The 25558-nt window shown below is 69.9% G+C and carries 10 protein-coding genes and 2 pseudogenes; 10 read left to right on the top strand and 2 right to left on the bottom strand.

The features are described from left to right. Nucleotides 1-150 precede the first annotated feature (150 nt). From ACZ5VQ_RS30805 to ACZ5VQ_RS30795, 3 genes are all read left to right on the top strand, one after another. Nucleotides 151-8181 (top strand): SDR family NAD(P)-dependent oxidoreductase, encoded by an 8031-nt coding sequence (locus tag ACZ5VQ_RS30805; RefSeq protein WP_469107727.1) that lies wholly within the window; start codon nt 151-153, stop codon nt 8179-8181. Nucleotides 8182-8274: 93 nt separating this feature from the next. Further along, nucleotides 8275-8988 (top strand): class I SAM-dependent methyltransferase, encoded by a 714-nt coding sequence (locus ACZ5VQ_RS30800; RefSeq protein WP_469107726.1) that lies wholly within the window; start codon nt 8275-8277, stop codon nt 8986-8988. A gap of 146 nt (nt 8989-9134) precedes the next feature. Then, entirely contained in the window at nt 9135-10052 is a 918-nt protein-coding gene (locus ACZ5VQ_RS30795; RefSeq protein WP_469107752.1) for an ACP S-malonyltransferase, read from the top strand. A gap of 38 nt (nt 10053-10090) precedes the next feature. Here the strand turns inward: ACZ5VQ_RS30795 and ACZ5VQ_RS30790 are convergent, their stop codons facing one another. After that, nucleotides 10091-10339 (bottom strand): phosphopantetheine-binding protein, encoded by a 249-nt coding sequence (locus ACZ5VQ_RS30790; protein WP_469107725.1) that lies wholly within the window; start codon nt 10337-10339, stop codon nt 10091-10093. A gap of 137 nt (nt 10340-10476) precedes the next feature. Between ACZ5VQ_RS30790 and ACZ5VQ_RS30785 the strand changes: the two genes are divergently transcribed. From ACZ5VQ_RS30785 to ACZ5VQ_RS30755, 7 genes and pseudogenes are all read left to right on the top strand, one after another. Then, entirely contained in the window at nt 10477-12033 is a 1557-nt protein-coding gene (locus ACZ5VQ_RS30785; RefSeq protein ID WP_469107724.1) for an AMP-binding protein, read from the top strand. A 172-nt stretch (nt 12034-12205) separates the two neighbouring features. Then, nucleotides 12206-13363, top strand: coding sequence for a cytochrome P450 (locus tag ACZ5VQ_RS30780; protein ID WP_469107723.1), 1158 nt, complete (start codon nt 12206-12208; stop codon nt 13361-13363). A 100-nt stretch (nt 13364-13463) separates the two neighbouring features. Beyond that, nucleotides 13464-19136, top strand: a pseudogene (locus ACZ5VQ_RS30775) (type I polyketide synthase); the annotation flags it as partial. A 295-nt stretch (nt 19137-19431) separates the two neighbouring features. Next, a pseudogene (locus ACZ5VQ_RS30770) lies at nt 19432-19872 on the top strand (AAA family ATPase); the annotation flags it as partial. A gap of 96 nt (nt 19873-19968) precedes the next feature. Continuing rightward, complete coding sequence (locus tag ACZ5VQ_RS30765; protein ID WP_469107751.1) at nt 19969-22263, top strand: helix-turn-helix transcriptional regulator; 2295 nt, start codon at nt 19969-19971, stop codon at nt 22261-22263. A 144-nt stretch (nt 22264-22407) separates the two neighbouring features. Next, a complete protein-coding gene (gene rfbB / locus ACZ5VQ_RS30760) occupies nt 22408-23409 on the top strand; it encodes a dTDP-glucose 4,6-dehydratase (RefSeq protein ID WP_469107722.1) in 1002 nt (333 codons plus the stop codon). Between the two features lie 134 nt (nt 23410-23543). Beyond that, nucleotides 23544-24320: a thioesterase II family protein gene (locus ACZ5VQ_RS30755; RefSeq protein WP_469107721.1), complete on the top strand. Its 777-nt coding sequence runs from the start codon at nt 23544-23546 to the stop codon at nt 24318-24320. Here the strand turns inward: ACZ5VQ_RS30755 and ACZ5VQ_RS30750 are convergent. Beyond that, nucleotides 24304-25557: a pyridoxal phosphate-dependent aminotransferase gene (locus ACZ5VQ_RS30750; RefSeq protein ID WP_469107720.1), complete on the bottom strand. Its 1254-nt coding sequence runs from the start codon at nt 25555-25557 to the stop codon at nt 24304-24306. The two genes, ACZ5VQ_RS30755 and ACZ5VQ_RS30750, sit on opposite strands and share 17 nt — an antisense overlap. Nucleotide 25558 lies beyond the last annotated feature (1 nt).

Here is a 25558-nt window from a genome sequence, read left to right as displayed (position 1 = left end):
TCGGGTGCGGTGGCGGCCCGGGTGCGGCTGGCCCCGGCGGTGTCCGGCAGTGGGGTGAGTCTGGAACTGGCTGACACGAGTGGTCAACGTATCGCCTCGGTCGGCTCGTTGGCCCTGCGGCAGTCAACCTTGAACGTGCTGGAAAGCGGCATGGGCACTGCTGGTACGGCCGGCGGACTGTTCCGTACCGAATGGGTGCGATCCGTGCTGCCTTCTGCCGGTCCGGGTGTGGGCCGGGATGTGGTTGTTCACTACGTGGAGAGTGGTACGGCGCCGGAGGCGGTGCATGCGGCGGCGGAGCGGGCTTTGACCGAGGTCCGGGGGGTGCTGGCCGACCCCGGGCGCGGTGATGTGCTGCTGGTGGTGGTCACCAGGGGTGCGGTGGGTCTGCCGGGTGAGCAGGTGGTGGACCTGGCGGGTGCGGCGGTGGGTGGTCTGGTGCGCTCGGCACAGACGGAGCATCCCGGCCGGCTGGTCCTGATCGACACGGACCCCGACCTCGACGTACGGCTGGACCCGGCGGTGCTCTCGTCGGTGGTGGCATCCGGTGAACCGCAGACGCTGGTACGGGCCGGTGGGGTGTGGGTCCCGCGCCTGGTCCGCGACCACAGCCCTGTTCCCCCTGTTCCCTCTGCTCCCCCTGTTTCCACTGCTCCCTCTGTTCCGGCTGGTGTGGCGTCGGTGTGGTCGGGTGTGGGTGCGGTGCTTGTTTCGGGTGGTACGGGTGCGCTGGGCGGGGTGGTGGCCCGGCACCTGGTGGCGGCGCATGGGGTGCGTGAGCTGTTGCTGGTGAGCCGGTCCGGCTCGGATGCGGTGGGTGCCGGCGCCCTGGTGGCGGAGCTGGCTGGGCTGGGTGCGGTGGTGGAGGTGGTGGCGTGTGATCTGGCGGATCCGGTGGCGGCGCGTTCGCTGCTGGTGGGCCGGCGGCTGGCCGGGGTGGTGCATGCGGCGGGTGTGCTGGACGACGGGGTGGTCACCGGTCTGACCCCGGAACGCCTGCACGCGGTGCTGCGGCCGAAGGTGGACGCGGCCTGGAACCTGCACCAACTCACCACCCACCCCGACCCAACCACCCAAACCCCCGAAGCCCCCCAAGCCCTGGAAGCCCCCCAAGCCCCCCAAGCCACCCAGGCAACTCAGACCACCCAAGTACCCGAAGTCCCCCAACCCTCCGAGGGGGCTGGCGGGCCCGGTATCCCGTTTGTGCTGTTCTCTTCGGCGGCCGGGGTGCTGGGTGCTCCGGGACAGGCCAACTACGCGGCGGCCAACGCCTATCTGGACGGGCTGGCCCGTCACCGTCGTGCTCTGGGACTCTCCGGGCAGTCACTGGCCTGGGGCATGTGGGACACCCAAGGCACCGGCATGAGCGCCGGCGGAAGGGGCTCGCGAGCGGTACCCGTGACCGCGGACAAGGCCGAAGGTTCGCCCGAGCCTCGTACGGGCCTGCCCGCGCTGTCCTTCGCCGAAGGGCTCGCGCTCTTCGATGCGTCCACCGCGTCCGGTGAGGCCGCCCTCCTTCCCGCCAAACTCGATTTGGAGGCGTTCCGTGACGCCGAGGGTGAAGTCCTCGGGCTGCTGAGCCTCCTCGCACCGTCGCGCCGTCCGGCTGCGTCCCGAGGAAAGGCCGACCAGGCCGACGCCGCCGACGCACTGCTCGGCCGTCTCGGCCGGCTCCCGGAGGCGGAGCGCCCGGACGCCGTCCTGGAGGTCGTCCGTACGCATGTGGCCGCAGTGCTCGGGCACACCTCCGGGGCGAGCATCGATGTCGACCGCGCTTTCCAGGACCTCGGGTTCGATTCGCTGTCCGCCGTCGACCTGCGCAACCGGCTGAGCGCGGCCACCGGCCTCCAGCTGACGGCGACCATCGTCTTCGACTACCCGACGGCGACTGCGCTCGCCGCGCATCTGCACACGACCCTGCTCGGTGACCTGGCTGCCCCGTCGGACCCGGCCACGGACATCCGGACGTACGACGACGAACCGATAGCCATCGTGGGCATGTCCTGCCGTTACCCCGGAGGCATCGAATCTCCGGAGGACCTCTGGCGCGTCGTCGCCTCCGGTACGGACGCCATCTCGTCCTTCCCCACCAACCGGGGCTGGGATCTCGAATACTGGCTGGGAGACGGTGCGACGGCCAGGAACCCGCAGGGCGGATTCGTCCACGGTGCCACCGACTTCGATGCCGCGTTCTTCGGAATCGGGCCGAACGAAGCTCTTCTGATGGACCCTCAGCAGCGCATGCTCCTCGAAGCCTGCTGGGAGGCGCTCGAGCGGGCCGGGATCGAACCGTCCTCGCTGAAGGGCAGCCCCACGGGCGTCTTCGCCGGCGTGATGCAGGCGGACTACGCCCCCCAACTGCAGGAGTCCGACGACCACAGCGCCGGAATGCGCAGCTCCGGCCTGTCGGCAAGCGTCGTGTCGGGCCGAGTGGCGTACGTCCTCGGCCTGGAGGGCCCCGCGGTGTCGATCGACACCGCCTGTTCGTCCTCCTCGGTGGCTCTGCACTGGGCCATCCAGGCCCTGCGACAAGGAGACTGCTCACTGGCACTCGCCGGTGGGGTCACCGTGCTCGTCTCCCCAGGCCCCTTCCTGGCGTTCGAGCAGCAGGGGGGACTCGCCTCGGACGGCCGCTCGAAGGCGTTCAGCGCGGCGGCCGACGGCGTCAGCTGGTCAGAAGGCGTCGGCATGCTGGTCGTCGAGCGGCTGTCGGACGCCCGGCGCAACGGCCATCAGGTGCTGGCCGTGGTCAAGGGTTCCGCCGTCAACCAGGACGGTGCGTCGAACGGGATGACCGCGCCGAACGGCCCTTCACAGGAGAGGGTGATCCGGCGCGCGCTGGCCACGGCCGGTCTTGCCTCGGCCGATGTGGATGTGGTCGAGGCGCATGGTACGGGGACGACGTTGGGTGATCCGATCGAGGCGCAGGCGTTGCTCGCGACGTATGGGCAGGAGCGTCCGGAGGATGGTTCGCCGTTGTGGCTGGGTTCGGTGAAGTCGAATCTGGGTCATACGCAGGCTGCGGCGGGTGTGGCGGGGATCATCAAGATGGTCGAGGCGCTGCGGCACGAGGAGTTGCCCCGGTCGTTGTACGCGGAGGAGCCGACGTCGCACGTCGACTGGTCGGCGGGCAGGGTGGAACTCCTGGCCGAGGCAAGGCCCTGGCCGAAGAACGGGCGCCCACGCCGAGCAGGCGTCTCCTCGTTCGGCTACAGCGGCACCAACGTACACACCATCCTCGAAGAGGCACCCGACGAGGAAACGGCGGACTCGGCGGAGACGGCACGGACCCCCGCACTTGACGGCGACGCGTCCCCCGAGGGTCTCGGCGGAACCTCGCCGCTCCTGCTGCTGTCGGCGCGGAGCCCGGGTGCGCTGCCTCTCCAGGCCGGACGGCTGCTGACACGCCTGACCGGTCACCCGGACACTCACCTTCAGGACGTCGGATACTCGCTGGCCACCTCGCGCATCACCGGCCGTCATCGGGCCGCGGTCGTCGGCGCGGACCGGGACGACCTGCTCAAGGCACTCTCGGCGCTCGCCGACGGTTCGACGGGAGCGGCGGCTCCGGGTGTTGTGCGGGGCGTCGTTCACGCGGGTGGGAAGACGGCGTTCCTCTTCCCCGGGCAGGGCGGTCAGCGGACCGGCCTGGGCAGGGAGTTGTATGCCGCGTTCCCCGCCTTCGCCGAGTCCTTCGACGCCGTGTGCGCGCACTACGACCGCTATCTGGACCGGCCGCTGCGTGAGGTGATGTTCGCCGAGGAAGGCACGGTGGCCGCACAGCTGCTGGACCAGACCGCCTTCTCGGCGGCTGCCACCTTCGCCCTGGAAGTCGCCCTGTTCCGGTTGCTCGAGTCCTGGGGTGTCCGTCCCGACTTCGTCATGGGGCACTCGGCCGGCGAGCTGGCCACCCAGCATGTCGCCGGGGTGCTGTCCCTCAAGGACGCCGTACGGCTGGCCGGCACCCGCGGCCAGCTGATGCAGGAGGCGTCGGGCGGAGCCATGGTGGCACTGGAGGCAGCGTTCGAGGAGGTCGAGCCGCTGCTCACCGACCGGGTCTCCGTCGCTGTCGTCAACGGGCCGCGCTCGGTCGTGGTGTCGGGTGACGAGGAGCCCGTACTGGCGATCGCCGAGCACTGGAAGGACCGCGGGCGCCGGAGCAGGCGGCTGGCCATCAGGCAGGCGGCGCACTCACCACGTATGGAGGTCATTCTGGACGACCTCCTCGATGTCGCCGACGAACTGACCTACGAAGCTCCGCGCATCCCGGTGGTCTCCTCGGTGACCGGCGAGATCGCCACGGCCGAGGAGCTGGAGGATCCGGAGTACTGGGTGACCCATGCCCGGCAGACCGTCCGGTACCTCGACGCGGTACGCACGCTGGAGGCCGAGGGAGTCACCCGGTTCATCGAGCTGGGTCCCGACGGAGTGCTGTCGGCGGTGACGGAGTCGTGCCTCGCCGGAACCGGCGAGGAGACCGTGGTCATACCTGTGCTCCGTCCCGACGGAGCCGAGGTCACCTCCGCGTTGGGCGCGGCCGGTGAGATGTTCGCGAGCGGTGTGGGCGGCGACTGGCATCGGCTCTTCGACGGCACGGGAGCGCGCCGGGTGCAGCTGCCGCCGTACGCATTCGACCGACAGCACTTCTGGGCGGACAAGGAATCCCTGTGGCCGACCGACGACGTGTCGTCGACCGGGCTGGACCCGAGTGAACACCCTCTGGTCGGCGCGGCGGTCGTCCTGGCGGACTCCGACAGGGTGGTTCTGACCTCCCGTCTGACGACGGGCCGCTACCCGTGGCTCGCCGATCACACCGTCGGTGGAGCCGTCGTTCTTCCCGGCACCGTCTTCGCGGAGCTGGCCGTCCACGCGGGTGACCTGATCGGCTGCGGACGTATCGAGGAGCTGACCCTCGAAGCACCACTCCTGCTGCCCGAGCACGGAGCCGTACAACTGCAGACCGTGGTCGGCGCGCCGGAAGGGTCCGGGGCGAGGCCGGTGACGGTGCATTCACGCCTGGAGGACACCGACATGCCCTGGCAGCGGCATGCGTCGGGGCTCGTCGCCCCGGGTGGTGCGGCCGAGGCGTCCGAGCTCGTGGTGTGGCCGCCGCACGGTGCCGAAGCGGTGCCGGTCGACGGTCTCTACGACGATCTGGCCGACCTCGGCCTCGGCTACGGTCCGGCCTTCCGCGGAGTGCGTGCTGCCTGGCGACGCGGCACCGAAGTGTTCGCCGAGGTCGCCCTGCCGTCCGAGGCCGCGGCCGCACAGGCCGACCGGTACGGACTGCATCCCGCGCTGTTCGACGCGGCGTTGCACGCCATCGCGCTGTGCGGCGACGACGTGACGTCCGGTCTGCCGTTCAGCTGGTCGGACGTGGAGTTGTACGCCACAGGTGCGACGGCCCTGCGGGTCAGGCTCGCCCCGGCCGGCGACGGCACGGTCGGTCTGGATCTCGCCGATCCGTCCGGCGAGCCGGTGGCTTCCGTCGGGTCCCTCCTGTTGCGCCCGACGGCACCCGGCGACGCTGCGGCCCAGGCAGCGCTGCGGCATCAGCGGTTCCTGTTCACCTGTGACTGGGTCCGGTCGGCCGGGGACCCGGCGCGGCAGAGCGCCGTCGGACCGTCCGGCCACTGGGCCGTGGTCGGCTCCGATGCCGTACGGGCCGGCCGCGACCTGAGCGCCGCGGGAATCGGCGCGACGCCCTATGCCGATCTGACGGAACTCACCACGCACAGCTCGGCCGTGGGCGCGATGCCCGAGGTGGTCGTCCTGGCCCCGACTCCGGCGGGTCCCGTGGTGGACCTCGCCCGGCACGTGCACGAGACGACGTCCCGTGTGCTGACGTTCCTTCAACAATGGCTGGAAGACGACACGTTCGCCGACGCGCGCCTGCTCGTCGTGACCCGCGGCGCCGCGGCGCCGGACGGCCAGGGGGTCACCGACCTGGCGGGCGCGGCCGTGTGGGGCATGGTGCGTTCGGCGCAGGCCGAACACCCCGGACGTATCGTCCTGGTGGACCTGGACGATCACGAGGCATCGCCGGGGGCGCTCCCCACGATCCTGGAGGACGACGAACCACAGGCGCTGGTACGCGCCGGCGCGGTGTACGCGGCCCGGCTGACCAGGCCGCTGCCGCACCGAGGAGAACCGTCCGGCACCTTCGGCCCGGACGGCACGACCCTGGTCACCGGCGCCTCGGGTGTCCTCGGCGGCCTGATCGCCAGGCATCTCGCCGCCGAACGAGGCGTACGCCGACTGCTGTTGGTCAGCCGCAGCGGCGAGGTCGCTCCGGAACTGATCGCGGAGCTGAGCGAGCTGGGAGCCGTTGCCACGGTCGCCGCCTGCGACGTCGCCGACCGGGACGCCCTCGCGAAGCTGCTCGGCTCGGTGTCGTCGGAGTACCCGGTGACTGCGGTCGTGCATGCGGCAGGGGCCCTCGACGACGCGCTGCTCGGTTCACTCACCCCTGACCGGCTCTCCGCCGTGCTGCGGCCCAAGGTCGACGCCGCGCTCGCGCTGCACGAGCTGACCCGGGATCTCCCACTGACGGCGTTCGTCCTGTTCTCCTCGACAGCAGGCCTGTTCGGCTCTCCGGGGCAGGCCAACTACGCGGCGGCCAACACCTTCCTGGACGCCCTCGCGGCACACCGGCGCGCCGAGGGCCTGCCGGCCCAGTCGCTGGCCTGGGGGCTGTGGTCGACGGTCAGCGGACTGACCGGTTCGATGACCGAGGGGGACCGGGCGGCACTGGAGAGCAGCGGTATCACCGGGCTGTCCGCCGAGGAGGGGCTGGCCCTGTTCGACGCGGCGACGGCACGGCCCGAAGCGGTTCTCGCTCCGGTGCGGCTCGATGTCAGGGGAGCCTCCGCGGACGAACTGCCCGCGCTCTTCCAGACGCTGGCCTCCCACATCCGACGCAGGGCGGGCGGGGCCGTACCGGCCGGAGCGGACGACCTGCGACAGCGGCTCACCGGACTCTCCGAGGTCCAGCGGCAGAGGACGGTCCTGGACATGGTGCTCGACCAGGCCGCCGCCCTGCTGGGGCACCCCGACGCGAGCGCCGTCGATCCGGAACGCCACTTCCTGGAGGTGGGGTTCGACTCGCTCGCCGCGGTCCGGCTGCGCAACCAGATCAACGAGCTCACCGGGCTGCGACTGCCGCCCTCGGTGGTGTTCGACCACGGCACCCCCCTTGAGCTCGCGCACCACGTCGCCGGGCGGCTCGTCGCCACCGATGAGACGGGTACGGCCCCCGCGGAGGCGAAGGCCGACGACGAACCGTCGGACATGTTCCGCGAGTTGTTCCGTACGTCGATCGGCACCGGCAGGCTCCACGCGGCGCTGCACATGCTCGACGCGGCGGCGGCCCTGCGTCCGACGTTCACGTCGGCCGAGGACGTCGGAGAGCTGCCCGCCGCGCTGACGCTGGCCGACGGCGGAGAGGCAGGACGGCCGCGGCTGATCTGGGTGGGCACCCCCATGGCGATGGGCGGCGCCTACCAGCACGCGCGCCTGGCCACCGGCTTCAGGGGAACGTGGGACATGTCGGCCCTGGCCGTCCCCGGCTTCGACCACGGCGAGCGGCTGCCCGCCTCGGCCGACGCCGTGGCCGACGTCATCGCCGCGGGTGTGCGCGAGGCCGCGGCGGGCGAACCGTTCGTCCTGCTCGGCTACTCCTCGGGCGGGCTGGTCGCCCATGCGGCGGCCGCCCGCCTCGAACAGTGGGGGACAGGGCCGGCCGCGGTGGTCCTGGTGGACGCCCACATCGTGGGCGGCCCGGCCGACGGCGACCCGGACCCGGCGGACGACGAGCCGCACCGCAAGTTCTTCGAGGAGATGGCCGTCGTCCTGTTGGAACGCGAGTCGACCTACGGCCGTCTCGACGGAACGAAGCTCACCGCGGTGGCGCGGTACGTCGAGCTGATGCCCGACTTCGAGCCCGCCGCCATCGAGGCGCCGACGCTCTTCGTCCGGCCCCAGGACCGGTTCACGCTCGACCGCGGGGCGTCGGCGGGAGAGGACCTCTCCGAAGCGGACGTGCCCGAGGAGGTCTGGCGCGCGACGTGGACCAGGCCGGCCGAGTACGTGACGGTCCCGGGCGACCACTACTCGATGGTGGAGGAGAGGTCGGCGACGACGGCTCGCGCGATCCACGACTGGCTCGACTCGCTGAAGTGAGAGGGCCCGTGGGGTGCGCCGCCGGGCCCCGCCCCACGCCGCCCACGGCACGGCACCCGACCACGACGTCACATCCGACCCCAGGGGCAGACTTTGTACGAGGCCGAGGACGCAGACATCTACGATCTGGTTCACCGAGGGCGCGGCAAGGACTACGAGGCCGAATCGGCGAGCATCACGAAGGTGATCCTCTCCTGGAAGCCCGATGCCTCCTCGCTGCTCGACGTCGCGTGCGGTACCGGGGGACATCTGCGGTTCTTCCAGGGAAGTTTCAAGGACGTCGAGGGCGTGGACCAGTCGCCGGACATGCTTGCCTACGCCAGACAACGGGTGTCGGGCGTCCGGCTGAACCTGGGCGACATGCGCACCTTCGAGCTCGGCCGGACCTTCGACGCGGTGACCTGTCTGTTCAGCTCGATCGGCCATATGCGGACGCCGGCCGATCTGGACACCACACTGGAGTGCTTCTCCCGGCACGTCTGCCCCGGTGGCGTGGTCATGGTCGACCCCTGGTGGTTCCCGGAGACCTTCCTCCCCGGCTATGTGGCCGGCGATGTGGTCAAGGCGGACGGCCGCACCATCGCCCGGGTCTCACACTCCTCGCGGGAGGGCGACGCGACCCGGATGAAGGTGGAGTACCTGGTCGCCGAGAGCGCCTCGGGCATCCGGAGGATCAGCGAGAACACCCTGATCACCCTGTTCACCCGCGCCGAGTACGAGCATGCCTTCACCCAGGCACGTCTGACGCCTCACTACATCGAGAGCGACTTCTCCGGGCGAGGGCTGTTCGTCGGCATCCGGCACTGAGCGGTCGTGCTCGGGGCGGGCGGCCGAGGGCGCGCCTTAGTGGCCACTAGGGGTACCGCGGGGAAGGGCAGGCCGGTCAGGGTGGGCTCCGGCAGAGACGGAGAAGAGGTGGTCCGGTGAACGGACATCGCGACGGTGAGACGGCGATGGTCCTCCCGGGGATGGGGCCATCGCGGTTCGCGGACGTGGCCAGGTTCATGGTGGTCAACCGCTCCGCGCGCCGGCTGACCAGGCGAGCCGACGCGATCCTCGGCTACAGCCTTCTCGACCGGTTCCGTGAGGCGGAGAGCGACTATTCTCCGTATGCGCAGATCGCGTTCCTCCTCAACTGCCTTGCGCTGGCCGAATGCGCGGAGGAGGAATTCGGCGTACGGCCCGGAGTCTGTGTCGGCCCCAGCTTCGGATCGAAAACGGCGACCGCCTATACCGGCAGCCTGTCGGTGGAGGAAACCGTCATCATGGTCGCGGGCATGGCCCGATGCGTGGACGAGTATTTCGCCGAAGAACACCATGGTGTCGTCACGCATTCGTTCGCCCGGACCCCCGAGGAGCGAGTGCGTGACATCATGTCGGAGCTCGACGAGCTCGGCGAATGGCACGAGATTTCCTGTTACCTGGACGACGACTTCTTCATGTTGTCGCTGCGTGAGTCACGCCTGGAATGGCTGGAACGCCGGATACGCGACGCCGGCGGTCTGCCTCTCTACACGATGCGCCCACCCATGCACGCGGCGGCGTTCGGCGGGCTGCGCACCAAGATCGAGGACGAGGTCTTCGGTGAACTGGCTTTCGGCGACCCGAAGCTCCCCGTCGTCTCCGACCAGGACGGGACGCTGGTCACCACCGCCCAGGGGATGCGGGCCCTGCTGCTCGACAGCGTCGTCCGGCCGCTGAACTGGCCGCGGAGTGTGGCGGCGCTGCGTACGCTCGGCGTGACCAGGGTCTGTGTCGCGGGACCCGACAGCCTCTTCGGCAGGGTGCGGACCACGACGGAGAACTTCGAGGTGCTCGCGGTCGATCCCCGGACGGCGATGCGGCCGCGCCCGAGAGGCACGGCCGCCTAGGACGTCCGTCCCAGGAGTCCGGCGAGCGAATCGTGGCGTCAGCCCGCCGGCCGCACCGTGTCCGAGACGGTCCTCCACAGCACGTCGGCCGTCCGGAAGGACTCCAGCGTCAGGGCCTCGTCACGGAACCTCATGTCGTAGGCGCTTTCCAGAGCGGCCATCATCTCGATCGTGCCGAGTGAGTCGAGTCCGAGATCCCGCAGTTCGGTGTGCGGATCGAGTTCGTCGGCGGCTGAGACAAAGGGCAGATACTGGCGCACTATTTTCTCGAATTGATCGTCCCACATGGCTCCTCATCCTTTCTTGCCGTCCATGCCTGCTGCGTGCCAGTGATATGCGAACGGCGATTTTGAGCGTAACACCGGAACTCGGCGAGCGGGGGCGGAAGTTCGGAATGTTTTTCCCGGTTTTCGGCGGAGGCAAAATGAATCAGACGAGTGGCTCGGCGCTGCATTCACACTTTCTGCGCGGCCTTGAGATATCCCCCGAGGGAACGGCGATACGGTGCGAGGGCCGTTCCCTCACCTATACGGAACTGCACCGCACGGCGCTGCGCTGGGCCGGAGCGCTGAGGGGCCCGCGGTCCGGCCCTGTCGGCGTGCTGGCCGCCAACAGCACCAGCGCGTACGCCGCGATCCTCGCCGCCCTCTACAGCGGAGCCCCCGTGGTGCCGCTCCGTCCCGACTGGCCGGCGGCCCGCACACGGCAGATCCTCGACTCCGCGGGGGTCGACACTGTGGTGGCGGACGAACGGGGCCTCGCGGTCCTGCCCGAACTGCTGGGCGACGGCAGGCCCTTCCAGGTGTTCGCGCCGGAGGGACAGGAGCGGGGCGAACTGCCGGTCCGTTCCCTGGATTCGGCGAGACCACTGGCCGCCCCGCGTGCGGCCGATGCCGCCGACACCGCGTACGTGCTCTTCACCTCCGGTTCCACCGGCCGGCCCAAAGGCGTACCGATCACCCACGGCAACGCCACGCACTACTTCGGTGAACTGGCGCGGCGGTACGACTTCACGGAGCAGGACGTCTTCTCGCAGACCTTCGACCTCAACTTCGACTGTGCGATGTTCGACATGTTCTGCGCGTGGGGAAGCGGCGCCGCACTGCAGAGGGTCCCGCCCCACGCCTACCGGGACCTGCCCGCCTTCTTCGCCGAACAGGGCCTCACCGTCTGGTTCTCCACGCCGAGCGCCATCGGACTCGCGCGCCGCACGGGCACACTCGCCGCCGGGTCGATGCCCACGCTGCGCTGGAGCTTCTTCGCCGGCGAGGCGCTGAGCTGCCAGGACGCCGCCGACTGGCATCGGGCGGCGGCGGGTTCGGCACTGGAGAACCTGTACGGGCCGACGGAACTCACCGTCACCGTCGCCTGTCACCGCTGGTCGCCCGAGACCTCGCCCGGACTCGGCGCGGGCGGCGGCCTGCCCATCGGCGCGGTTCACGACGGCCACGACTGGCTGCTTCTCGCCGAGGGCGGCGGGACATCGGAGGTCGAGGGCGAACTGTGCGTCAGCGGCCCTCAGATGACACCGGGCTATCTCGATCCACAGGACGACCACGGCCGCTTCCTGGAACACGAGGGCCGACGCTACTACCGGACGGGCGACCGGGTGCGGTGGACCGCGGAGGGCTGCCTCGCCTATCTCGGCAGGCTCGACACCCAGGTCCAGGTCCAGGGCCTGCGTGTCGAACTGGCGGAGGTGGACGGCGCCCTGCGTGCCTGTACGGGCGTCGACGAGGCCGCGACGGTCGCCGTGACCGGCGACTCCACGGGAGCGACCGAGTTGGTTGCCTTCTACACGGGAGCGGCGGTGGCACCTGTCGAACTCGCCCGACAGCTGCGGGGGATGCTGCCACAGGCGACGATACCCAGGCATTTCCGGCACCTTCCGGAGATTCCGCGGAACGCGAACCGTAAAATCGACCGGCTCGCCCTCACTGCCCGGGCGCGCCGACTGTTGCCCGCAACCAGCCCCGTGTAGGGGGCCATAGGGGCAGTGCCGGGGCCCGGCCCGGGCTAGCGTTCGAGCCGCTGGTGGTGACGACGGGGGTGGCGACTTCCGATGAGCATCGACTCGGGAGCCGTGCGACAGTACGTACTGGGGGCGGGGAACGATGACGGCCGGTGACACAGTCCGGAAGTATCCGTTCGACATGCATCGGCTGGAAGTCTCCCCCCTGTACGCGCAGTTGCGTGAGAAGGAGCCGCTCAGCCGCGTCCGGCTCCCTTACGGCGAGACAGCCTGGCTGGCCACGCGGTACGACGACGTCAAAGCGGTGCTGACCGACCCCCGCTTCAGCCGTGCACTGGCCCAGGGCCTCGACCAGCCTCGTATGCGTTCGGAGAACGTCGGCGACGGCGTGATGGGAATGGACCCGCCCGAGCACACCCGGCTGCGGCGGCTGGTGGGCAAGGCGTTCACCGCGCGCCGGGTCGAGCAGATGCGGCAGGCCGTTCAGGAGCGGGCCGATGCGCTCGTGGACGCGATGATCGCCGGCGGCGACTGCGCCGACCTCGTCGAGGACTTCGCCCGTCCACTGCCCGTATCGGTGATCTGCGACCTCCTGGGTGTGCCGTACGAGGACCACAGCCGGTTCCGCAGATGGACCGAGGCGATGACCAACGACGAGACGACATCGGGCAACGTCCTGGCGACCATCGGCCCCGAAGTCTTCTCGTACATGAGCGGCCTGGTGGAGGAGCGCCGCAGCAGGCCCACCGACGACCTGCTCGGCGCCCTGGTCCGTGCCCGTGACGAGGGCGACAAACTGAGCGAGCAGGAGCTCATCTCCATCGCGGGCCCCGGACTGCTCGCGGGCGGGGCCGAGACCGTGGCCTCGGGCATCCCGAGCTTCGTCTACCAGTTGCTCGCCAGGCCGGACGACCTCGCCCTGCTGCGCGGCCGGCCCGAGCTCGTGCCCTCCGCAGTGGAGGAGCTGCTGCGCTTCGTGCCGATCAACACGGCGGCCATGTTCGCCCGTTACTCCCTGGAGGACATCCGGCTGGGCGGCACGACGATTCGGGCGGGCGAACCCGTGCTGCCCGCACTGGCCGCGGCCAACCGGGACCCCGAGGTCTTCGCGGATCCCGAACGGATCGATCTGACCCGTACGGTCAACCCCCATCTGGCCTTCGGCCAGGGCCCGCACCACTGCATCGGTGCTCAACTGGCCCGGCTGGAGCTGCAGGTGGCGCTGAACACGCTGCTCACACGGTTCCCCGGCCTGCGTCTGGCCGACGGGGAGAGCGGTGTGGAGTGGAAGTTCGGCGTGATCGTCCGGGGCCCGTCCTTCATGCGCGTCGCCTGGTGACGAGGCGTCCGCAGGCAACCGCTGTGGAGCACCCGTGAGTGAGACACCTCTGTCCGGCACACCCTCCGACGACACATCCCCCGAGCGCATCGTCGAGGCACTGCGCGCCTCGCTGATCGAGAACCACCGTCTTCGCCAGGAGAACGAACAGCTGGTGGACCGGCAGGCAGAACCCACGGCGGACGAGCCCGTCGCGATCGTCGGCATGGGCTGTCGCTATCCCGGCGGCGTGGCGTCACCCGAAGACCTGTGGAAGCTGGTCGACAGCGGTACCGACGCCGTCGTGGAGTTCCCGACCGACCGGGGCTGGGACCTCGACGGGATCTACGACCCGGAGCCGGGCCGCCCCGGCAGGACCGCCTCGCTCCAGGGCGGCTTCCTGTCCTCGGCCGGCGACTTCGACCCGGCCTTCTTCGGTATCGCCCCGCGTGAGGCGCTCACCACGGACCCCCAGCAGCGACTGTTCCTCGAGGTGGCCTGGGAGGCGTACGAACGGGCCGGGATCGTGCCCGAGTCGGTCCGCGGCAGCCGTACGGGTGTCTTCGCCGGCGTGATGTACCACGACTACGCGGGGGACTCGAACACGGGAAGTCTGGTGTCCGGCCGGGTGGCCTACACCCTGGGACTGGAGGGTCCCGCCGTGACGGTGGACACGGCCTGTTCGTCGTCACTGGTCGCGCTGCATCTGGCCGTGCAGGCCCTGCACCGGGGAGACTGCGCACAAGCCGTGGTCGGCGGTGTGACGGTGCTCGCGGAACCGGACGTCTTCCTGTACTTCAGCGAGCAGCAGGGACTGGCCTCGGACGGCCGGTGCAAGGCGTTCGCGGCGTCGGCCGACGGCATCGGCTGCGCCGAGGGAGTGGGCGTGCTGATCGTCGAGCGGCTCTCCGACGCACTGGCCCAGGGGCATCCCGTACTCGCCCTGGTACGCGGCAGCGCGGTCAACCAGGACGGTGCGAGCAGCGGTCTGACCACCCCCAACGGACCCTCCCAGCAACGGGTGATCGAGCAGGCGCTGGCAGGAGCTGGGCTGAAGGCCGCGGATATCGATGTCATCGAGGCACACGGCACCGGCACCCGGCTCGGCGACCCGATCGAGGCCCAAGCGCTGTTCGCCACGTACGGGCGCGAACGGACCGCCGAGCGGCCCCTGTTGCTGGGCTCGGTCAAGTCGAACATCGGTCATACGCAGGCTGCCGCCGGGGTCGCCGGCGTGATCAAGACCGTGATGGCCATCCGTCACGGCCGTGTCCCCAAGTCCCTCCACATCGAGGAGCCCACACCGCACGTCGACTGGTCCGCGGGACACATCGCACTCGTCCGCGAAGCGGTCGCCTGGCCGCGGTCCACCGGTCGGCGCCGGGCCGGTGTCTCGTCGTTCGGCATCAGCGGTACCAACGCCCACGTGATCATCGAGGAGGCTCCGGCGCCCACGAGCAGACAGCCCTCGACCGGCCGGCGGCAGCCGGAGCGTCCGGACGGGCCGGCAGCCGCCGGCTGCACGGTGCCGTGGCTGCTGTCCGCCCGTACCGCCGCCGACCTGCCCGCCCAGGCGGCGCGTCTGCTCGCGCACGTCGAGGCGCATCCCGGTCAGTCGGTCGCCGACATCTCCTACTCCCTCGCGACGCGGCGGACGAGCTTCGGCCACCGTGCCGCCGTCCTCGGAACCGACCGCTCCCACCTCGTGCGCGGTCTCGCAGCCCTGGCCGACGCGAGAAGCACACCGGCGGTGGTGCGCGGAACGGCCGACGGACGTCGCTCGACGGCGTTCCTCTTCACCGGACAGGGCGCGCAGCGGCCGGGTATGGGCCGTGAACTGCACACCGCCCACCCCGCCTTCGCCGAATCCTTCGACGCGGCCTGCGACCGGCTCGACGCACACCTCGACGAGTCCGTCGCCGCTGCCGCCTTCGCGGCCGAGGGCTCGCCGCGGTCCCGGCTGCTGGACCGTACGGACCTGGCCCAAGGCGCGCTGTTCGCCTTCGAGGTGGCCCTCTTCCGACTGCTGGAGTCCTGGGGCGTCACCCCCGACTTCGTGGCCGGACACTCGATCGGTGAACTGTCCGCCGCTCACGTCGCGGGCGTGCTGTCGCTCGACGACGCCTGCGCGTTGGTCGCCGCCCGCGGCCGGTTGATGAGAGCGCTCCCCGTCGGTGGGGCGATGCTGGCCGTGGCCGCCTCCGAGGCGGAGGTGGGATCACTGCTCACGCCGGGGACCGCGATCGCGGCCGTCAACGGCCCGACGGCGGTGGTGGTGTCCGGTGAGGAGGCCGCCGTGACGGCGATCGCCGACCGGTGCGCCGCCGACGGCCGGCGAAGCAGCAGGCTGCGTGTCTCGCACGCCTTCCACTCGCCCCTCATGGACCCGATGCTCAAGGAGTTCGCCGGAGCCGCAGAAACCCTGAACTATGCGCCGCCACGGCTGCCGTTGGTCTCGCTGGTGTCCGGGCGGCTCGCGACGGCCGAAGAACTGTGCGGTCCTGAGCACTGGGTGCGCCATGTACGCGAGAGCGTTCGATTCGACGCCGGCATCCGGGCCCTGGAGGAGCAGGGAGTGGGCCGGTACGTGGAAATCGGGCCCGATTCCCGGCTCGCCGCCATGGTCGGCGACTGTGCCGGTCCCGACACCCGGCCGCTGTCCGTGCCGACGGCCCGGCGGCGGGGTACGGAACCCGAGGCATTGATGAAAGCGCTGGCCACGCTGCACGCGGACGGTCTCGCCGTGGACTGGGAGGCCGTTCTCTCCGACTGGCGGCCGCAGCCGGTGGATCTGCCGACCTACGCCTTCCGGCACAAGCGCTACTGGCATGTGACACCACGGCCAGGCAACTCCTGGACCGGGGCGGGGCGCAGCACCGTACGACACCGCCTGCTGGACTCGGCGGTGCGGGTGGCAGGCACCGGTGAACTGGTGCTCACCGGACGGACGTCGCTCCATGCCCACCCCTGGCTCGCCGACCACGTGATCGCGGGCACCGTACTGGTGCCGGGCACGGCTCTCCTGGACCTGGCGGTGTGCGCCGGGGCCGAGGCAGGTTGCGCGGTGCTGGACGAGCTGACGCTGGAGACTCCCATGGAGGTCGCCGCGGACGACGTCCTCGCACTCCAGGTCACCGTTTCGGGCCCCGACGAGTCGGGTCGGCGGATGCTGGCGGTGTACGGCCGACGGGACACCGACGGCGACGAGCCGTGGACCAGGCATGCCCGAGGCGTGGTGACTGCCCCTGGGGGGCCCACGCCGAAGCGGCCCGGGACGGACGTCTGGCCGCCGGAGGGGAGCCGGGCGCTCGACGTCCCGCACCTCTACGAGCGGCTGGAGGCAGCCGGGCACTCCTACGGCCCGTGCTTCAGAGGACTGAAGGCGGCCTGGTCGCGCGGCGAGGAGGCGTTCGCCGAACTGACACTCCCGGAGCCGCTGAGCGTGGAGGCGGACGAGCGTACGCCGCACCCGGCGGTGCTGGACGCGGCGCTGCACATCCTGGGTCTGACCGCGGGGACCTCGGCGGGCGGCGCCATGCTCCCCTTCGCCTGGAGCGGAGTGGAACTCGCCGCCGGCGCACGTGATCTCAGAGTGCGGATGGCTCCGGTCCCGGAGAGAACGGACGCCACGGGCGCCACCGTGTCCCTGCACATCGAGGACCTCGCCGGACGGCCGGTCGCCACCGTCGCCGCCCTGACCGTACGGCCTGCCCGAGGGCACGGCCGGTCACGGATCCAGGACTCCCTCTTCCGCCCCGACTGGGTGCCACTGACGAATCCGGCCGAGGCGGACATGCCCAGCCTGTGCTGCGTCGTGGGGCCGGACGGCGCCGCTCTCGGGGCGGCGCTGAGCGCGGCCGGAACGGGCGGTGCCGTCCACCAGGACTGGGCGGCGCTGATCGCGGCGGTGGACGCCGGTGATCCCGTACCCGGCGTGGTGTTCGCCCTCTGCCCGCCCCATGAGGAGGGCCTGTCGGGCGGCGGACTGCCGTTGGCCGCAGGAACGATTACGCACCAAACCCTGGCACTCGCACAGAAATGGCTGGCCGACGACCGGTTCGCCGGCTCGCGGCTCGTCCTGGTGACCCGCGGCGCCCTGGCCGTACGGCAGGACGGCGGTCTCACCGGGCTGGTGCACGCGCCGTCGGTGGGCCTCGTCCGCGCGGCGGGACTCGAACATCCCGGCCGTTTCGCCGTTCTCGACCTGGAGCCGACCGGCGAGGCCGACACCGTGCCGCTGCCGGTGCGGGACGTGCTGCGCGCGTTCGGTTCGGGGGAATCCGATGTGGCGGTGCGGAAGGGTGTGCCGCATGCTCCACGCCTGGTGGCCGTGGTGCCTCCGGCCGACCCGGGCTCCGCCCCCGACTCCGGCGAAGAAGCGGGGGACGTGCCCGTCCGGGAAGTGCCCGCGGCACTGGCAGGCACGGTCCTGATCACCGGTGGCACCGGAACCCTGGGCGCGTTGCTCGCCCGCCACCTCGTACGGGAGCACGGAGCCAGGCACCTGCTGCTGACCAGCCGCCGCGGTCCGCGGGCGCCGGGTGCCGCCGAACTGCGGGCCGAACTCGCCGAGTCGGGCGCGGACGTGACGATCACCGCCTGCGACGGGGCCGACCGGAGCGAGCTCCGCGCTCTGCTCGCGGCGATCCCGGCGGACCGTCCGCTCAGCGCGGTCGTGCACACCGCCGGGGTACTCGACGACGGTGTGGTGGCCTCGCTGACACCGGAGCGCATCGACGCCGTGCTCCGTCCGAAGGCCGACACGGCCTGGCATCTGCACGAACTGACTCGGCGTCTGAAGCCGGCGGCGTTCGTCGTCTTCTCGTCGGTGAGCGGAGTCATGGGCGCCGCCGGGCAGGGCAACTACGCGGCGGCCAACGTCTTCCTGGACACCCTGATGCACCACAGGTGTGCCCTCGGACTGCCCGGACTCTCCCTCGCCTGGGGCCTGTGGCACGAGAGCGCGGGCATGGCCGGGAACCTGCGCGAGACCGATCTCCGGCGTATGACGCGATCCGGGGTGCGAGGTCTGTCGAACGCCGAGGGACTTGCGCTGTTCGACGCGGTCTTCGCGATGTCCGCTGCGGACGGCGAACGGTCGTCTGACGGCGCCGGGAACGCGATCATGATCCCGGCCCGTCTCGATCTCGACGCGGTACTCGGCGGGGGCAACCGCGTTCCGCCCGCCCTGCGAAGCGTCGTACGGACGGAGGCCGGCTCTCGCGACGGCCGTGAGGCGAGCACCTCGTCGGCGCCCGCCTGGCGGGAGTGTGTCGCCGGGCTGTCCATGGCCGAGGCGGACCGGGTTCTGCTGCGGCTGCTCCGTGTCGAGGCCGCCGAGATACTCGGGTACGACGGGCAGGACGGGTACGAGGCGGTGGAACCGGACCGGGGATTTCTGGCTCTCGGTTTCGATTCGCTCTCCGCCGTCGAACTGCGCAACCGGGTCGGCCGGCTCACCGGTCTCCAGCTGCCCTCCACCCTGCTCTTCGACTGCCCGACGCCGGAGGCACTGGTCGGGCGGATCCAGCCCCTGCTCATGGGAGAGGGACGGGCCGCGACCAGGACGGATCTTGAGGCCCAGCTCGAACGGCTGGAATCGCTCTTGTCCTCCTCGGCGCCCGAGGCCGTGGACGCGTCCGGCGTCGCGGCGCGCCTGCGCGTCGCCGCGGCGCATTGGGAGCAGCGGTTCGAGGCGACGGACGGGGGAGTGCGCGGGCCCGCGGCGGACGTCGCGTCGGCAACGGCCGAGGAACTATTCGGAATCCTTGACGAGGAGCTGAAGGGCGCGTGACGGGGGGTCGAGCGTGACGGGGGGCGAGTTTGTTACCGGTCGGTCAGTATTTACCTCCGCCAAACACTCCGCGTGTTCACCTGGCTGATCAAAAGCGAGTGATCCGTAGGAAAAAGTTTAGTAATGCTCAGATCTTCACAGACCTGAGCTGCGGCTGTTATGATATGGGGCAGAATTAGATTACTGGCCATTCCTGCATGCTTTTCTTTGTCCGTAGTTGACGGGGTGTAAGTATGCGAGGCGGAATATCGAGTTCATCCCGCCCGGTGGAGTGGTCAACCACCACGGGGGCTACATGATTCTGGGCTACAGCCAGGCGTTGGATTCGTTGCGCGACTCGCTTGATCTCTGCGTACGGGGAAGCGGTCAGGTCGTGCTGGTGAACGGGGGACTCGCCAGCGGTAAGACGGAATTACTCCAGGAATTCTCGGAAATCTCGATCGGGGCCGGTGCGCTGCAATTGAGCGCGACGGGTTCCCGAGGCGAGAGTGATATGCAACTGGGCGTGCTGTGGCAGCTCTTCCACAGCTCGCCCCTGCCGTCGGAAATGACGGAGCATTTGTCCCGTTATTTCGGCCGCGAAATGATGGATTCCGCTCTTCCGGACGTCGATCAGGAAGGCGAACGGTACTCGGACGCGCGAGTCATGCATGGCCTTTTCACCATGCTGCTCGGACTGTCCCAGGAACGCCCAGTCGTCATCTGCATCGACGATATGCATTTCGCCGACGAAGCATCGCTCCAAGTAATCCTCTATCTGCGTCGCCGAATACGCTCCGCCCGTATCATGCTGGTGCTCACGGAGTGGGTTCGCCCGGATCTGCTGCATTCTGTGTTCCGTACGGAAGTCACCCGGTATCCGTACCACCGGATCTCTCTGGGCACTCTGTCCCTCTGCCACATCGCCGAACTCATAGGCGAGCGTTTGGACGACCCGGCCCGCTCGGCCGAACTGGCGTCCCCCTACTACGCGCTCACCGGCGGCAACATGCTCCTGGTCAGCGGACTTCTGGAAGACAACTTCCCCGGCGGCCAGCCTCCTCGCGAAACGGGGGAGCCGGTGCCGGGCCCGGCCTACCGGCAAGCGGTCCTCGACTGCCTCCAGCGTTGGGACCTGCATCTCTTCGACGTCGCCCGAGGACTGGCCATCCTCGGGTCGGAGGCCACCACGGAACTGCTCAGCCGACTGCTGTCGATGAAGCACGACGCCCTGGCGCGCCAGCTCGACATCCTGGGGAAGGCAGGCCTGCTGGCCGACGGGCGGCTGCGCCATCCCGAGATCGTCGCCACGATACGAGCGACGTTCTCCGCCGAGGACACCGCACGGCTGCACGCCTCTGTCGCCGAACTCCTCTACGAGCGGGGCGCCGAGGCGATCGAGATGGCCCGTCATCTGGTCAAGGCCGGCACCGCGAAGATGCCGTGGGCCCAGCAGATCCTCCGCCGGGCGGCCCAGCAGGCGCTCGTCGAGGGCGAAGCGGACTTCGCGACGGATGCCCTCGAACTGGCCCTGCTGGAAAGCCAGGACGAAAGAGAGCACCTCGAACTCCAGTCCCTGCTGACGCACGTCGCCTGGTGGGTGAACCCGTCGGCCGCCGCTCGCTATCTCGAATCCCTCAACGCCGCGCTGTTCGAAGGCCGCCTCTCCCAGCAGGACGCGCTGGCAGTCGTCCGCCAACTGATGTGGCAGGGCAGTGTCGGTACCGCCGCCGAGCACATGGAGGCGATGACCTGCGGCTTCGGCCCGTCGGACACCCGCGCACTCACCGAGCTCCGGCTCTCCTACGAATGGATCTACGGCTCTCCCCGCGGGCACGACACCGACAGCATCCGGGGGCGCCGGGGGAAGACAGCCCACGCACGCTCGGTCATCGGCTCGGAGGCGCACTCGGCGACGAGCCTGTACTCACTGTGGGACCAGGGGTCGAGGGACGACCTGGTGAGCAGCGCCGAACACATTCTGCAGGGCCGGCTCATCGACACGATTCCCGAAGCCGGGGCGACGGCCATCCTGCTTCTCGATCACGCAGGCCACCCGAAGCGCGCCGCCCACTGGCGTGATGTGCTCGGCGCCGAGGCGGATCGTCAGGGGGCCATCACCTGGCAGGCGATGCTCGGTGGTGTCGCCGCCGACATGGCGCTGCGCCGGGGAGGCCTGGTCGCCGCGGAAGCTCAGGCGCGAGGCGCCCTCGACCTGCTGCCCTCCCAGAGCTGGGGCGCGCTCATCGGCTTCCCGCTGGCCACTCAGATCCTGGCCGCGACAGCGATGGGAGACCATGAGCAGGCGGCCGAGCTTCTCGACCAGGTGGTCCCGGAGGCGATGTTCGACACGGTCTTCGGGCTGCGCTATCTCCATGCCAGCGGTCACTACCACCTCTCGGTGGGACGGCCGTTCGCCGCGCTGTCCGACTTCGAACGGTGTGCGTCGCTCATCCGCAAGTGGGGTCTCGACATCCCCGCCTTCATGCCCTGGCGCAGCGACCTGGCGCAGACCCATCTCGCGCTCGGCCAGCGCAAACGAGCCAGGGCACTGCTGGTGGAACAACTCGACCGGCTGGGTTCCGGCGGTGATCTGCGCTGTCGTGGGATCTCGCTCCGGCTGTTGGCGCTCGTCAGCCCGCTGGAAGGCAGGAGTCCGCTGCTCTCCGAGGCCGTCGGTCTCCTGGAGCGGAGCGAGGATCACCTGGAGGTTGCGAGAGCGCTCGCAGACCTGAGCCAGGTCCACCAGGAGCTGGGGGAGTTGGGGGAAGCCCGTCTTCTCGCCCGCCGTGCCGAGCAGGAGGCGAAGGCCTGCAACGCGGAGGTGCTGTCCACCCTGCAGCTGAAGCGGGCGCCCAACAGGCAGACGGTGAAACAACAGGACGAGCAGCCCACGGCGGCGGAGGGAGCCACGGCGCTCAGTGAAGCGGAACGGAAGGTCGCGACTCTCGCGGCATTCGGGCACAGCAACCGTGAGATCGGCCGGAAGCTCTATATCACCGTGAGCACGGTGGAACAGCACTTGACGCGCGTCTATCGGAAGCTGAACGTTCAGCGACGCGCGGATCTGCCGTCAGGTCTCTCTCCGGAATTCGGTGCGAACGGCGAGTCGCAGCGTCCGGACGAACGGTCGCTGAGATCGGCATGATGATTCGTCAGCACACGGGGGCCGCCGTCGGTGAACGGCCGGTGGCCCCTTTCACCCCGGACTCTTCACGGGTGGCGGACAATGCGACCCCTACATATCGCCGAACGGATGGTAACCGCGTGGTGCGTCCCTAGCCTGAGACGTATGACCTCACTTCTCGTCACCGGCGCGGCAGGATTCATAGGTTCTCATTTCGTTCGGTACTGGACGGCCCGCCATCCCGACGACACCGTGGTCGCCCTGGACGCACTCACCTATGCGGGAGTCGAGAGCAATCTCGCAACTGTGGCGGATCGGGTGACATTCGTTCATGGCGACATCGGTGACGGCACACTGATGCAGCGTCTGCTGCGGGAGCACCGGACGGAGGTTGTGGTGAATTTCGCCGCCGAATCCCACAACAGTCTCGCCGTGCTGGATCCTGCACGCTTCTTCCGTACCAACGTACTGGGCACCCAGTCATTGCTCGACGCCTGTCGGAAGGTGGGCGTGGAGCGCTTTCACCAGATATCCACCTGTGAGGTCTACGGTGACCTCTCACTGGATTCCGATGAGGCCTTCACCGAGGAGAGTCCCTATCGTCCTCGCACCCCGTACAACGCCAGCAAGGCGGCCGCCGACCACGTCGTCCGATCCTATCGGGACACCTACGGCCTCCCGGTGACGATCACCAACAGCGCGAACAACTACGGCAGTCACCAGTTTCCGGAAAAGGTGATTCCGCTGTTCGCCACCCGCGCCCTCAACGGGGAGCGGCTGCCTGTCTACGCGTCGAGCGACAACCAACGGGAGTGGATTCACGTCCTCGACCAGTGCGAGGCCATCGAAACGGTGCTGCTCAAGGGCCTGCCGGGAGAGACCTACCACGTGGGCACGGGAGTGGAGGCCAGCGTCGGGCAGATCGCCGACTGCGTACTGGACGAGCTGGGCCTGTCCGCCTCCCGGAAGGAGACCGTGCCCGATCGCCCGGGCCACGACCGGCGCTATCTGCTGAACTCCGACAAGATCCGCGACGAACTCGGATGGGAGCCGCGGGTACCCTTCGAGTCCGGTCTGCGGGAGACGATCCGGTGGTACGCCGACAACAGGTCCTGGTGGGAGCCACTGCTCGGCCGCAGCCCCATCGCGGAGGGCAGCTGGAAGTAGGGGTGGCCTGCTCTCCGCTAGGGGTTCGCCCAGGCGGCGCGCAGGGCGTCGGCATGAGTTCATGGACAGCAGAACCCGAGGCCCGAAGGGGAGTTGCCCGTTTGGGTCCGCTGCCGAGAGGACATCGCAAGGTCATGGCAGGAAACCCAGGGCAGGCCAACGCGTGGATCCGAAGCTTCCATCCGCTTCCGGCGGCTCGCGTACGGCTGGTGTGTTTTCCGCACGCCGGCGGATCGGCGTCGTACTACTTCCCGGTGTCCCGAGCACTGGCCGAGGTGGCCGACGTGCTGGTGCTGCAGTACCCCGGCAGGCAGGACCGCCGGGCCGAGCCGTGCATCGAGGACACCGACGAGCTCGCCGACGCCGTCACGGTCGCGCTGCGCGAGCGGCTGGACCTGCCCACCGTGCTGTTCGGCCACAGCATGGGGGCCACACTCGCCTTCGAGGTGGCACGGAGGCTGGAGCGGGACGGCATCGCGTTCTCGGGACTCGTGGTCTCGGGTAGGCGTGCTCCCGCGCAACTCGGCCGGGAGCTGGTGCACACGGCGAGCGAGGCCCAACTGATCAGCCACGTCAAGAAGTTGAGCGGCACGGATGCAGGCGTACTGGCGGACCCGGACATTCTCAGCATGATCCTTCCCGCCATCCGCAGCGACTACAAGGCGGCGGAGACGTACCGCTACCGGCCGGGGCCTCCCCTGAGCTGTCCGCTCTTCGTCCTCACGGGCGACGACGATCCCCAGGTGACCCCCGCCGAGGCGGAACAGTGGCGGGACTACACCACGGGCGACTTCGCCCTGGAGGTGTTCGAGGGCGGCCACTTCTACTTCAGTACGGCCCCCGACAAGCCGCTCGCCCACCTGGCCGAGTGCGTCGCCGCCCTCACCCCTCCGGTCACACGAGCGAGCTGAACGCCTCCCGGATCCTTGAGAGCTGGGCCGCCACATGGGGCAGCCGTACCGGATCGCCGGACCCCAGGGCCAGCGTCCGCTGCTCCGGAGTGCTTCCGTAGAGCATGCTCGTCGCCGCTTTGAAGCGCAGTGCCTTCACGTCGTCGTCGAGCAGATGTCCGGCGAGCACGGCGATCCCGAACCGGTCGAGCAGATGGCGTTGGAGCGAGAGCGAGTCGTCGACCCCGAGTCGGCCGAGCGGCGCCCGGAGCGGTTCGAAGTCCGGGTAGACGTAGAAGGCGCCGGTCGGCGGGCGGCAGGTCGCGCCGGCGTCGACCATGATGGTGTGCACCGCGCGGGCCACCGCGCCGTGCAGCCTGACGCAGGCGGCCAGATGACCGCGCAGTTCGGGTGGTTCGGAGCAGGCGTAGGCGGCGACTTCCTGCATCGGCCCCGCCAGGGTCGACCAAACCTCGCTGGCGATCGAGACCACCGTGTCCCGGATCTGTTCGCCGCGCGGCCCAACCGGGAAGCGGGCGAAACCGATGCGCCAGCCACCCAGTGCCAGGCTCTTGCTCAGCCCGCTGGTCACCACCGTTCGCAGTGGCGCGATCTCCGCCGGGCTGAGAAACGGCGTCGACGGATCGTGTACGACATCGCGGTAGATCTCGTCGGAGACGATCAGCAGATCCTCCTCCTCCGCGATGGCGCAGATCTCGCGCACCAGCGAGGGCGGCGCGAGAGTTCCGGTCGGATTGTCCGGCAGGGTGAGCACGACGACCCGCGGGTCCCCTCCGGACCGACGGGCCTCACGAATCGTCTCGCGCAGCGCTGCCGGTCCGGGAACACCGCCGCACGCCCCGGGAATCGGGACTCCGTACACCCGCTTGCCCGCCAGCCGCGCCTGCGGCGCATAGGTGTTCCAGCACGGGCGGGGCAGCAGAACATCACCCGGAACGGCCAGTTGCAGGGCCATCAGCAAAGGCTTGCTCCCGGGGGCGACGACGATGTGGCCCGGATCCGTGGGCAGGCGGCGCCGGTCGAAGTAACCGGCGGCCGCCCGCCGTACGTCGAGGCCGCCGGCCACCGGACCGTACGCGTTGCGGCCGGCCCCCGAGGCGAGCCGCTCGGCCAGTGGCGCGAAGACGGGAAGGCGGGCCTCACCGAAGCCCAGATGCACGATGGACTCGCCGTTCGCGCGGCGCTCGTCGACGAGTTGATTGAGCGCCAGATTCGGCGACACCCCATGGCCTGTCACG

The sequence above is a fragment of the Streptomyces sp. NPDC033178 genome, assembly GCF_055577685.1.
This window is presented reverse-complemented; position numbering and strand designations above follow the sequence as displayed.

Excerpts from the sequence above, each read along its gene's own strand:
- ACZ5VQ_RS30805 (WP_469107727.1), top strand. The coding sequence starts at position 151 with ATGGGCACTGCTGGTACGGCCGGCGGACTGTTCCGTACCGAATGGGTG.
- ACZ5VQ_RS30795 (WP_469107752.1), top strand. The coding sequence starts at position 9,135 with ATGGTCCTCCCGGGGATGGGGCCATCGCGGTTCGCGGACGTGGCCAGG.
- ACZ5VQ_RS30790 (WP_469107725.1), bottom strand. The coding sequence starts at position 10,339 with ATGTGGGACGATCAATTCGAGAAAATAGTGCGCCAGTATCTGCCCTTT.
- ACZ5VQ_RS30785 (WP_469107724.1), top strand. The coding sequence starts at position 10,477 with ATGAATCAGACGAGTGGCTCGGCGCTGCATTCACACTTTCTGCGCGGC.
- ACZ5VQ_RS30780 (WP_469107723.1), top strand. The coding sequence starts at position 12,206 with ATGCATCGGCTGGAAGTCTCCCCCCTGTACGCGCAGTTGCGTGAGAAG.
- rfbB (WP_469107722.1), top strand. The coding sequence starts at position 22,408 with ATGACCTCACTTCTCGTCACCGGCGCGGCAGGATTCATAGGTTCTCAT.
- ACZ5VQ_RS30755 (WP_469107721.1), top strand. The coding sequence starts at position 23,544 with ATGGCAGGAAACCCAGGGCAGGCCAACGCGTGGATCCGAAGCTTCCAT.